Raw genomic sequence first — 12,496 nt, 5'->3', positions numbered from 1 at the left:
TTATAGATACCAGTGGAACCTGAAAAAGATGACTCCTGTGCAATACAGAAATCACCTTTTAGCATCTTAGTACTCTTTTTTATATTGTCCTTGACATAGGTACCAGTTTATTTAAACATACTCTGTTTTAAAACTATTGGTTTAATTTCTTAACTTAATGACATTGGTTTATTTACACCTCTTTTTTATATCAAATTTTACAAGAAAAATATATAATGGATGTAAGTTATAAATAAGTGAAAAAAATGAGGCGATAATATGAAATCGAGTTATAAGATGAAAAAAATAATTAAACTGCAAACAAAACTCACCCTATTGATAATAGTTGTTGTCTTTATTTCAATATCTATAATTATATTTTTTTTAACATCATGGATGACAAATAATATTGAAAGTAAGGTTAAAACAAACACAATGAACATAGCTAAAATTGTTGCTCGCTCAACAGAAGTTAAAATCGCCCTAGACATAAAAGACAAAAATAAAATTATAGGAACTTATGTAAATAGTTTATTAAAGATAGTCGACCAAGTAGCATATATTACTGTGGCTGATATGAATGGGGTAAGATATTCCCACCCTAACCAAGAGTTAATTAATAAAAAATTTGCTGGTGGAGACGACTATAGAGTTTTAATATATGGAGAAACTTATATTTCTGAAGCTACAGGCTCAATGGGTAAATCGTTAAGAGCTTTCACCCCAATATATGATATAAATAATAAGAAACAAATAGGTTTTGTAGCCGTAGGAACACTTACACAAAGTATAGAAAAATTAAAACATACAGCTATTATGTATTTAATTTTAATTTCAGTCGGAGGTTTAACTGTAGGCATCATTGGAGCATTGTTATTAGCTGAGAATATAAAGAAAACATTACTTGGCCTAGAGCCACACGAAATAGCAAATCTTTATAATGAAAAAATGAGTATAATAGATGCTATTCACGAAGGACTCGTAGCAATTGATAAAAGTGGACAGATAACTCTTATTAATGATTCTGCTCTTAAAATCTTACAATTAGAAAATAAATATACAAAAGATCAAATTATAGGACAAAAAATGGATGTTTTATTCCCAACCACTCGATTACTATCCATAACAGAACTAGGCATATCTGAATTTGACAAAGAGCAGCATATAAATAACACTTTAATTATGACTAATAGAGTTCCAATAAAAGACAAACAAAAGATTATCGGAGCAATTGCAACTTTTAGAGACAAAACTGTAGTTACCAACCTTGCTGAAGAACTAACTGGTGTCAAGCAGATTGTCGGAGCACTTAGAGCTAACAATCATGAGTTTAGTAATAAACTTCATGTCATACTAGGACTTATACACATTGGAGAATTGGAAGAAGCTAAGAAATATATTACTAATGTTACTGATAAAAAACAAAAACTTATAAGAGATGTTATAACTAAAATTAAGAATCCCACCATTGCTGCTTTAATACTAGGTAAATTTAGTAGATCAAAAGAATTAAACATAAATTTAGTTCTTGATGAAGCTACAAATCTTGAAAATAATGTGGATAACATTTCTAATAATGTTTTAGTAACCGTAATAGGAAATCTTATAGAAAATGCTATGGAGGCGGCTAGTAAAAGTCTTGATAATGATAAATATGTTAATGTCAAAATCGATGAGACCTCTAAAGAAATAAGAATAAAAATCCAAGATTCAGGAATTGGGATAGATGAGCAATATATAAATAAAATGTTTGAAAGAGGATATACTACAAAACCCGGAAGTTGTGGAATAGGTCTAGCTCTAGTTAAAGAGACTATTAATAATTTACAAGGAACAATAACCGTGACTTCACAGTTAAATAAAGGAACCATTATTCTAGTAATATTACCTATCAATAATCCACATGTATAGATAAAATTAAGGATAGGTTTCTTAGAAACCTATCCTTAATTTTGTCTATTTTAAATCTTTACTTGGTTTTATTCCTATAATCTTTTAAGATTTCATCCATAACCCAAGTGGTACGAGCAGCACTAACACCTTTACTTTGAGATTCTCCTAAACCATTAAGTTCATTTACAATATTCTGGATTAACTGTTGCTGAATATGCACTGGCTTAACGATATCCATTGAAGTTATACCTTCAGTTGTCGTTAGCAAAATCGGTTCTTCTCCAAATGTTGAAAATGATATCTTCCCAAGACTTCCCACAATTTCATTCATATCATAATTTGTAAAACTTGAAAAACACCATGTTCCTGTTCCTTTTACACCTGACTCAAATGAAAGTGAAGCTGTCACAATATCTTCTGCCTCATATAATTTAGCTTGATTACCTGCATAACCAACAGCTTCATTAATTGGCCCCAAAATGTAATCTAAAACATCCAATGTATGTGATGCAAGATCTAAAAACTCTCCTCCGCCTGAAATTTCTGGCATAACTCTCCATGGCAATTCACCGGTTTTCAAGTCTACTTTAACCAACTTCTTGTATAGTACAACTGTAACAAAACGTATTTCACCTATTTTACCAGAATCAATTAATTCTTTAACTTTATTGAAACGATCCAAAGCCCTTCTATAATAGGCAACAAATAATGGAACACCTGCATTTTCACATGCCTGAACCATTGCAGTGCATTCCTCAAAATTACATGCCATAGGTTTTTCAACATATACTGGTTTTCCAGCTAAAGCACATTTTAATGTATACTCTTTATGAAATGCAGGTGGTGTAGCTATATAAACTGCATCAACATCAGGGTCATTTATTAATTCGTCGGCATTATCATACCATTTTGGTACATTATGACGCTTAGCATAATCTTTTGCTAGCTCTCCATTTCGTCGCATTACAGCTACTAATTGTGAATTTTTTGAATTCTGAAACCCAGGTCCACTCTTAACCTCTGTAACGTCTCCACATCCAATGATTCCCCAACGTATTGTCTTCATTTTAACCCATCCCCTTGTCTGTTATCTTATATTTATTTTTGTATAATTCGTCATGACAATAATATTATCTTTAAGTTTTTTATATTTTTTCATTTTATATTATATCATAAGAGTTATGTTATTCATAACATTCTAAAAATCTACTCTCATATATTGTACAGCAAAAATATTCAATCGCAAAAGACCAACAAAGAAAATTAAATTTCTATGTTGGCCATAAGTTATTATGCATTTTTTATGAATTGTGATATTCAGTTCCCACTACTACTTGTTAGGCTAATATCCCCGCCCAATATCCAAATATACCAATTGCAAACAGCCCAAATATTATAGCTACTGCACTAACTTTTTTCTTTAATAACTTCATACATAAAAAAGTTAATCCTAATGGTAATATAGCTGGTAACAATGAATCTAATTGACTTTGTATTGTATTAACTGTAACAACCCCATCTGCTCCAGTAATTTTTGAAATTACCACAGGTACATTAATATTTGTCCATTTAGCAACTAGTGCACCCATTACAAATAAACCTAATATAGAAGCACATTCAGTTAGCTTAGCCAATTTATTCCCACCAACATCTGTTACTATTTCAGTACCTTTACTATATCCATAGTTTAAACCTAGCCAAAGTGTACCTAATCTAAGCCCATTAAATAATACAAAGAATAAAAGTGGTCCAATTATACTTCCAGTTACTGCTATTCCAGCACCTATTGCTGCTATAACTGGTCTTGCTGTTCCCCAAAATATTGGGTCTCCCACACCTGCTAAAGGTCCCATGAGTCCTACTTTTACACTACTTATTGCTGCATCATCTATAGAAGCACCATTTGCCTTTTGTTCTTCCATCGCTGCCGTTATTCCCATAATAGGTGCTGCAATAAATGGTTGCGTATTAAAAAATTCTAAATGTCTTTTTAATGCTGCTGATTGATCTGATTTTTTAGAATAAAGTCTTTTAATTGCAGGAATTAGAGTAACACAAAAACCAACTGCCTGCGCTCTTTCAAAGTTATAGGATCCTAAAAGAAAATTGGAACGAATAAACATACTCTTCATATCAGATTTAGTTAATTTTATTTCTTTATTTTCTATTTCTTTATTTTCGATGTCTTTATGTTTGATATTTGGTTGTTTTAATTTATAATCACTCATTTTATATCCCCCTTTTATAATTAATCTAATTCATCTACAACTTCAGAAGTTTTGCTATACTTTGGATTTAATTGAATGTAAGCTAGACCACAAATTAACCCAAGCATACCCAGCCCTACAAGCGTAAAATTTGTAAATACTGCTATTAAGAATCCTGCAAAGAAAAATATCATTAAGTATTTTGCTTCCATCATGTTTATTACCATTGCATAACCAACAACAACGATAAACCCTCCTGATATTTGTAACCCTCTAGTAACAACTTCTGGAATTGCTGCAAGCATTGCATTAACTGTACCGGTACCTGCAACTGCTGCAACTAAAACAGCTGGAATTGCTACTCTTAATGCTTGTAACGATAAAGCCAGAATATGGCACATTTCTATTCCTTTAAAATTAGCATCTTCAGCATATTTATCTGCAAGATGTTGAAAAAACACTGTTATTGTTCTAACAAAAATAGTAAGAACTTGGCCTGCCACCGCTATAGGAATGGCAAGTGCTATTCCGGCTCCTATAGATTGTTTTCCAACTATTACCAATATAGCTGCTACAACACTAGCAAGTGCAGCATCTGGAGCCATAGCTGCTCCAACATTCATCCATCCTAATGCTAAAAGTTCTAAAGTACCACCTAATATAATTCCTGTTTTCAAATCTCCTAAAACTAATCCTATAAGTGTACATGCGATTAATGGTCTATGAGTTTGAGCTGAATCTAAAACACTCCCCATACCAGCTATAGCTGCAATTATAAATACTAAAATTACTTGTACTGTACTCATGAATATCCCCCCATTTTTATAAATTTGAAATTTTGCTCATTAAATCAACCTTTGAATCACGGCCAACTTGTCTTATTTCTAATTCTACTCCTAGCTCATGTAGCTTTTTAAAAGCTTCAATATCCTCATCACTTACAGATACTGCTCCAGATATTTGAGTCTTGCCTTGTTTAAAACACATTCCACCAACGTTTACTGATTTAATATCTATACCACCTTCAACTAATCTTAAGATATCAGTGGGATTTGTAGTTAAAAATAAAGTTTTGAAGTCATTATATTTAGGATTTTTGTATGCATCAATTGCCTTATCAATAGGCATTACATATGCTTTTATTCCAGGAGGTGCAACCTGTAGTAACAAACTTTTTCTCAACTTATCATTAGCTACCTCGTCACTGCACACGAATATTTTGTTACATTTTGATTCTTTTGCCCAAACAGTTGCTACTTGTCCATGAATTAATCTATCATCGATTCTTACGAAACTTATTTCCATTTTTATAATTCCTCCTCCACATTTTCATTAAAATTTAATTTAAATGATTTTATAGCATCCCTTCCAGAATCTATAGCAGTTTTTATAATATTATTTAAATTACTAGATTCTCTCGAAATAGAAACTTCTAGAAGCATTGGTAAATTGACTCCAGTAACGATATCTATATTGTCACTAGTAATTGCTATCCTGCTAGCTGCATTGAATGGACTTCCTCCAAATAAATCAACCATAAAAAGTAATCCTTCTTTGATATCAAGTTTTTTAATTACATTCTCATATTTTTTTACAAGATCATCAGCGCTTTCCCCTACCTCCAAAGTTACATACCCTATATTTTCTTGTTTCCCAAATATCATTTCTGAAGACTTTAATAATTCTCCAGAAAATTTCCCATGAGTTCCTAGTATAATAGCTATCATCATTTTTCCCCCTTTTCAAATTTTAAATTCATGTTGTGATAACGTTATCAATAGTAATATTAAGTCACGTCTTAAATATATTATGAACTACTTTATTATCGGCTTCACCTATATTTTGTCATTAGATTTATTACGTATGTCACCTAAATAATTACAAATGTCACCCAAGTCTTTAATTCACTTTTATAACGCGAAAAAAGGTGTATCCATAGCTCTATGGATACACCAAATTTAATTTGTTAATTAACTCTACGGGAACATCAATATATTTATCGACCTTAACCCCTTCTAACCTTTTTAAAGCAGTTTCTGCAGCTATTTTACCAATCATATCAGGAAACTGTGCTGCCGTTGCTGTAAGTTTCCCTTTACCAATCATTGCTAAAGCATCAGCAGCTCCATCTACTCCATAAATATATACGTTATCATTTTTCTTAGTGTTCTCAAAAGCTGCAATAACTCCCAATGCAGTTGGATCATTAAGGCACATAACAGCATCTATATTTACATTCGATTTTATTATAGCATCCATAACTTCCATTGATAATTCAAGTTGACCATTTGAAGATTCTCTTGCAACAACTTTTATCTCACTATATTTCTTTATAGTATCCTCAAACCCTTCAATTCTTTGAATAGCTGATTTAGCAGTTGGGTGTTCAATGACGACAACATTACCTTTTCCCTTTAGCTTTGCTACTAAATCATTTGCACATAAGACTCCTGCATTATAATTTTGAGAAACTATTGTACAATCAACTAAATCATCATTAAAAACGGGAGAATCAACAACAATAACAGGTATTTTAGCTTTTTTTGCAGCTATTAATGCAGGCTTTATCCCATTCCAATCTACAGGATTTAAAAATATAACATCCACTTTTTGAGCTATAAGATCATCAACTTGAGATATTTGTTTTGAAGCTTCAAGTTGAGCGTCAAGTGCAATAAGTTTTCCATTCTGACTTTCAACAGTCTTTTTTATACCTTCATTCAATTTAACAAAATACGGATTATTCATATTCATATATGTTGCTCCAAACTTTAATCTTTTTTCACCAAAAGGAGAATCTTTGATAAAGCTCAAATATACACAAAGCACACCTGTGAATAAAACCATTAATATTATTAAGATAGTTACAATAGTTTTTTTAGGCATTTCCATCCTCCTACTATTTATCTATGGTTTAAGAAAGTTATCTAACTTATAGTTTAATTTGGTTAATGTCTCTAACACGTCTCCCCCACTATTAATTAACTGAAAAATATCTTTATCTGCAATATCCATACATTCCTCATATTTATGGAAACTTGGTGTTACAATTGATTGTTCTACCACTTCACTCAAAACCTTCTTATCAATAAAAGATTTCCCTTCTGAGTTATACTTGGAAAGTTCTTTATCAGTTTCTTTTGAATCTAGAAGCTCCTTTATAACAGGCATTCCATGAGAATATTTAAAAACATCCAATTGAACATCTTTATCGTTTGTTAAAAACTTCAAAAATTTTCAAGCCTCTTTTTCATGTTTTGTTTTTGAACTAATACCCATAAGTAAACTATTAAGTTGTCCTGCATTTTGACCCTCTGGTCCTTTAGGTAACTTTATACATTCCCACTCGAATTGTCCATATTTCATTACTTTATATGGGTATACCTTATACGCCCTATATGTTGAAAATGGGAAGGGTCTAAATGCAACCTTACCATCATCAAAATCTTTAAGATTAACCGTATAATTTTTATTTAACTTATTTAGTAATATGATAAATTTTAGAGCATCCGAAACTCCTTCATTATCAAATTTTGCTTTATTACCATTTGTATCAAAAAGCTTTTGACCATTAGTATATACAGCTTGTTTCCAGTCAAATCCCACTGTTCCAAATTGATCTATCTTACCATCTTTATCTGTATCAATTGTAACCTTCTTACATATTTCATAAAAATCATTCCAGGTCCAATTTTCGCTTGGTAATTCTATTCCCTGCTTTTTTAATAATGTTTTATTTACAAACATTAATTCTGGATCTACTTCTTTTGCTATTGCATATTGAGATCCTTGATATTTTCCTGATTTAATGGCAGTAATATATTGCTTAGATAAATCTAATGACTTATCATCTTTAATTAATTTATCAAGATTTTTTAATTCTCCAATTGAGGCAAAAGTATTAAAATCACCTGGCAATACACAAAATAAATCAGGTTCATTGCCTTTTAATATATTTTGGGATAATCGTTCTGAATAGTCATTCTTTAATATGCCACTTTTATACTTAACCTTTATGCTAGGATTTGCTTTTTCAAACTTAAATATTGCTTCATCTAAAGCCTTATAAGATTGCCAATCAGGTACATCATACATACTTCCAACAAATGTACCAAACTCTAACACTACTTTTTTATGTGTATATTTATAATAAACGTATATAGCACAGCTTAAGATCGCGATGATAAAAATCGTAGATATAGCAATTTTTTTTGAATATTTTTTTGCTATACTAATTGTCAATTTTTTTCATCTCCAATCTAGATTGAATTGCAAAAATTGCTATCTGAGTCCTATCTCTTAAGTTTAACTTGCTCAAAATATTACTAATATAATTTCTCACTGTACCCTCACTAAAATTAGCCTCTAAAGCTATTTCCTTATTTGACATTCCCCTACTTATTAATTTCATTATTTTTAATTCATTTTTACTTAAATTATTTAATTCTAACTCGTCTACATTAATTTTATATTCAATATTAGAAGATTCATGGAAAAATTCAACTACTTTCACTGCGATATTCGGATTAATAAGCGCTCCACCATTAAATACCGTTCTAATAGCTGAAACTAATTCAGTTGAAGATAACCCCTTTAATAGATACCCACTAGCTCCATTTTTCAGAGCATTAAAAACATATTCATTATCATCAAATGTAGTAAGCACTATAATTTTTATTTGTGGTAATATCTCCTTTATAATCTTTATACATTTTACTCCATCTATTTCAGGCATTCGAATGTCCATTAAAATAATATCTGGAATTAATTTCTCAGCTAAGCCAACAGCTATTTTGCCATCTTTGGCAACACCAACTATTTTCATATCTGGCTTATTTCCAAGAATTATCTCTAGACTTTGCCTTATAAGTTCTTGGTCTTCTGCAATTAATATTCTAATCATTTTTAATTTCCCTCCTTATTGGCAAGAGTGCTGAAATAATGAATCCTCCCGCGCAATCACCTCCAAAATTAACTTCCCCACCTAGCATATCAACTCTCTCCTCGATATGTTTTAATCCAAACCCTTTCGTAATTTCATCCGATCCTATTCCGTCATCCTTTATATTAATTTCCAACTTATTTTCTGAAAATTGTAAAGTAATTATAATTTCACTCGCAGCACCATGCCTTACTGCATTTGTTATTCCCTCCTGCACTATTCTATAAACTATTTCTTCTTCATCAGCACCCATTTTGTTTACTTGTCCTTTTATTTCAATCTTAACTTTAGTATTTGTACACTCATTTATATCTTCAGATAATTTTGAAATTGCTGCAATTAGTGAAAATCTTTCAAGCGAATCTGGTCTAAGTTCATTCATAGATCTTCGTACATCTAATAGTCCTGATCTCGCAAGCTCAGATATTTTTGTCATTTGAATTTTCATTTTACTAATATCAAATTCGGATAATTCTATACATGCCTCTAGGCCTATAGCTATACCAGTAAGTGTATGTCCAATAGTATCATGAATCTCTCGTGCCAATCTATTCCTCTCTTTAATTTTAGCTGTTTCCTGAGATTTTCTAGCATAGTCTTGTAATTGAATATTTATAACTTCTAATTCTTCTGATGATTTGTACAGTTTGATATACAAATCTGAAATTTTTTCATTTTCGTCTTTCTCACTCTGTATGACTTGAACCATAAACAATATAAAAATAATTTCGTTTATAGAATTAAGTATATTTTTAATACTAAAAATATACAGTCTTTGCATAGATGTATAATATTGAACATAATCGTTTATATTAAACATATTAATTCTAATTGACAAAATATTATAATCTAATGTTATATAAATAATAATTATTACTAAAATAAATATACTTTTTCTTTTTCTTCCGTCTATATAAGTAACTATATTTGCTATTGCTATAAGTAATATTCCTTTATAATCCATATTAAGATAAAACATTATTCCAATACATAATAGAATATCAAAAATACAAAATAAATAAAGCTTAAGTTGATCTTTTTTAAAAAATCTTTCTCGAGTTATGACACTTAAACTAAGTATAAATAAAAGCAGCATTGAGAATACAGGCATTTTCCATGCTACAGTGGGAACAGATTTGATTTTTTCAATAAATTCTCTTGCCATTGTATTTTCGCAAATAAGGCCTATGGTATTAGAACTAACTATAGACATAAATACAATTACTAGAAAATTCACAACAAATAATATAATCCTAGTCATCGATGTATTTTTAAATCTGTTTTCATCTAGTTTTTCCATCGTTCCCCCTATATTAATTTTATATTTCTTACATTTAAAACTTTCTTTACATTGTTACACTTTCTAATTGTATCACCATATATAAGTTATTTCCATATGGATTAATTGTATTTACGGTATATAACAAAAAAATTTCAGGTACTACTTTAAAGTACCTGAAATATAATTATAACTCCATTTATTATTTATGATAACGTTATCAAATCGATATAAGAAGACCACATATTAATTATATTATGAACCAATTTAATATTATATTCACCTGCCTATTGTCACAAATATCATGACAATTGTCATTCAAATAATTACAATTGTCATTCGAATTTAAATCAACGGTGTTCAAGATAAAATATATTTATTTATTGCTTCTGCTACACCATCGTCATCATTAGAACAAGTTATGTTATCAGCATATTGTTTAACTCCATCTGGTGCATTGCCCATAGCAATTCCAATTCCGGCGAATTGAATCATATCAATGTCATTATAGTTATCTCCTATGGCGATTATCTCTGATCTTTGAATATTATATTTGCTCATCAAAATCTCTATAGCAGAAGTTTTTGAAACATTATTTGGCATTATCTCTAAATAAGTTGGCTTTGAAGGATATATATTTAAATTATTTGAATTATAACCCTTAATTAATACATCTAATGCTTTAATTTTATTCGGTCTAGCCATACATAATATTTTATTAGGTCCTAATTTTTCTTGATCCCATAAATTAAATAAATCAGTAAAACCTATAATAGTGGGATTAATATTAGTTATTTCACTCTCCTGCTTCGCCCATTCATCTATTTCTTCTATATACCATTCGTCATCTTTGTACAAACTCATATGCACTCCTATTTCGCGAGCAAAATTGTATACTTGTCTAACATCAAGAACTGATATACCGCAATTTGATAAGATATTGGCTTTTTCGTCCATAACTAAAGCCCCACTATAACAAATAATTGGTTCATTTATATTTAGTTTTTTCTGTAAAAATAATATTCCCTTTGGCATTCTTGCAGAAACTAGTATTACTGGAATTTGTTTTTCTTTTGCAACTATTTCAATTATTTCTTTTGTTCTTCGTGAAATCTTATGTTCTGAATTTAGTAATGTTCCATCAATGTCTAAACAAATCATTTTGATTTTATTCATTAATTATATTTCACACTCCTTATTCTATAATAATTAGCTCAATATTATTGCTTTTAATAATGTCCACATATAAAGATGGAGGTACACAATCAGTAATAATTACATCGATTTGATCCCAGTCTAATCCTTTATAGTAAGCAGTTTTTCCATACTTCTCAAAATCTGCAAGTAAAATCACTTTATCAGATTGTTTTGCAGAAATCTGTTTAATGAAAGCATCTTCATGATTTGCATAATAAATCCCATCCTCCGTTATGGCTGCAGCACCAATAAATGCTGCATCGAAATGAATTCCGTTTAGAGAACTTTTGCAGTCTATATCAAAGAAAAAACGATTCTCCTTGTTAAGGCATCCACCAATACAATGCACAGTAACAGCTTTGTTTTCTGAAAGTATTTCTATATTATCAAGAGAGTGAGTGAATACTGTAACATTCTTATTTAGTTCTTTTGCTAGATAACTTACTGTGGTAGAGACATCAAAAAAATAATGTTCATTATCTTTAATATACATCAAGGCTTTTTCTGATATTTTTCTTTTTTCTTCTGAATGAGCTTCAAGTCGCTGCCTATAGTCCCGAATTGTATTAATTAAACCTGGAAGAGTAATTCCCCCATGAGTACGCATAACAGTCCCCTCTTCTACAAGCTTTACTATATCTCTCCGAGCAGTATCACGTGATATGTCAAACATCTTACAGATTTCATGAACAGATAGGTTGTTAGAACAATTTAAATACTCTAATATTTTTTTCAGCCTCTCTTCTTGATACATTTAATCACCTCATATTAAATTATAAGCATTTGTAAGTATATTGTCAATATTTTAAGTATTTGTAAGTATATTTTATGGATAAATTATTATTTTTACGCAAAACAAAAACCACTAAGATAAACTTAGTGGTTTTTTTATTACCTGGCGACAACCTACTCTTCCACAAGGTCACCCCTGCAGTACCATCGGCGCATTGAAGCTTAACCTTCGTGTTCGGTATGGGAACGGGTGTTACCTTCATGCCA

The 12,496-nt window shown here is 30.4% G+C and carries 13 protein-coding genes and 1 rRNA gene; 1 reads left to right on the top strand and 13 read right to left on the bottom strand.

The window, feature by feature from the left end; all coding sequences use genetic code 11:
• Nucleotides 1-258: 258 nt before the first annotated feature.
• A complete protein-coding gene (locus KPL55_RS24345; RefSeq protein ID WP_246599823.1) occupies nucleotides 259-1,890 on the top strand; it encodes an ATP-binding protein in 1,632 nt (543 codons plus the stop codon).
• A gap of 58 nt (nucleotides 1,891-1,948) precedes the next feature.
• On the opposite strand, the gene KPL55_RS24340 is transcribed toward KPL55_RS24345, so the two are convergent.
• The 13 genes from KPL55_RS24340 to rrf form a co-directional block, all read right to left on the bottom strand.
• Nucleotides 1,949-2,938 (bottom strand): Gfo/Idh/MocA family protein, encoded by a 990-nt coding sequence (locus tag KPL55_RS24340; RefSeq protein WP_216309352.1) that lies wholly within the window; start codon nucleotides 2,936-2,938, stop codon nucleotides 1,949-1,951.
• Between the two features lie 271 nt (nucleotides 2,939-3,209).
• On the bottom strand, nucleotides 3,210-4,100 hold the full coding sequence (gene manZ, locus KPL55_RS24335; protein WP_216309351.1) for a PTS mannose transporter subunit IID: 891 nt from the start codon (nucleotides 4,098-4,100) through the stop codon (nucleotides 3,210-3,212).
• A 20-nt stretch (nucleotides 4,101-4,120) separates the two neighbouring features.
• Entirely contained in the window at nucleotides 4,121-4,885 is a 765-nt protein-coding gene (locus tag KPL55_RS24330; protein WP_216309350.1) for a PTS mannose/fructose/sorbose transporter subunit IIC, read from the bottom strand.
• Between the two features lie 16 nt (nucleotides 4,886-4,901).
• Complete coding sequence (locus tag KPL55_RS24325) at nucleotides 4,902-5,384, bottom strand: mannose/fructose/sorbose PTS transporter subunit IIB (protein ID WP_216309349.1); 483 nt, start codon at nucleotides 5,382-5,384, stop codon at nucleotides 4,902-4,904.
• A 2-nt stretch (nucleotides 5,385-5,386) separates the two neighbouring features.
• Nucleotides 5,387-5,806 carry a PTS sugar transporter subunit IIA gene (locus tag KPL55_RS24320; RefSeq protein ID WP_216309353.1) on the bottom strand — a complete coding sequence of 140 codons (420 nt, stop codon included), beginning with the start codon at nucleotides 5,804-5,806 and terminating at the stop codon, nucleotides 5,387-5,389.
• Between the two features lie 214 nt (nucleotides 5,807-6,020).
• Nucleotides 6,021-6,965: a sugar ABC transporter substrate-binding protein gene (locus KPL55_RS24315; RefSeq protein WP_216309348.1), complete on the bottom strand. Its 945-nt coding sequence runs from the start codon at nucleotides 6,963-6,965 to the stop codon at nucleotides 6,021-6,023.
• 21 nt (nucleotides 6,966-6,986) lie between these two features.
• Nucleotides 6,987-7,310, bottom strand: a complete 324-nt coding sequence (locus KPL55_RS24310) for a hypothetical protein (protein WP_216309347.1) — start codon at nucleotides 7,308-7,310, stop codon at nucleotides 6,987-6,989.
• Nucleotides 7,311-7,316: 6 nt separating this feature from the next.
• Nucleotides 7,317-8,321, bottom strand: coding sequence for an ABC transporter substrate-binding protein (locus KPL55_RS24305; protein WP_216309346.1), 1,005 nt, complete (start codon nucleotides 8,319-8,321; stop codon nucleotides 7,317-7,319).
• On the bottom strand, nucleotides 8,311-8,982 hold the full coding sequence (locus KPL55_RS24300) for a response regulator transcription factor (RefSeq protein WP_216309345.1): 672 nt from the start codon (nucleotides 8,980-8,982) through the stop codon (nucleotides 8,311-8,313). Before KPL55_RS24300 ends, KPL55_RS24305 begins: the two co-directional genes overlap by 11 nt.
• Complete coding sequence (locus KPL55_RS24295; protein WP_216309344.1) at nucleotides 8,975-10,321, bottom strand: sensor histidine kinase; 1,347 nt, start codon at nucleotides 10,319-10,321, stop codon at nucleotides 8,975-8,977. The genes KPL55_RS24300 and KPL55_RS24295 overlap by 8 nt, the downstream gene beginning before the upstream one ends.
• Nucleotides 10,322-10,660: 339 nt before the next feature.
• The gene (locus tag KPL55_RS24290; protein ID WP_216309343.1) at nucleotides 10,661-11,476 is read right to left on the bottom strand and encodes a Cof-type HAD-IIB family hydrolase; all 816 of its coding nucleotides are present in this window, start codon (nucleotides 11,474-11,476) and stop codon (nucleotides 10,661-10,663) included.
• A 19-nt stretch (nucleotides 11,477-11,495) separates the two neighbouring features.
• Complete coding sequence (locus tag KPL55_RS24285; protein WP_216309342.1) at nucleotides 11,496-12,251, bottom strand: DeoR/GlpR family DNA-binding transcription regulator; 756 nt, start codon at nucleotides 12,249-12,251, stop codon at nucleotides 11,496-11,498.
• Between the two features lie 139 nt (nucleotides 12,252-12,390).
• Nucleotides 12,391-12,496 (bottom strand): 5S ribosomal RNA (gene rrf / locus KPL55_RS24280); the annotation flags it as partial.

The sequence above is a fragment of the Clostridium lacusfryxellense genome (genome assembly GCF_018861735.1).
GTDB lineage: Bacteria > Bacillota > Clostridia > Clostridiales > Clostridiaceae > Clostridium_AD > Clostridium_AD lacusfryxellense.
The sequence above is the reverse complement of the archived record's forward strand: the minus strand, read 5'-3'. Positions and strand labels throughout refer to the sequence as shown.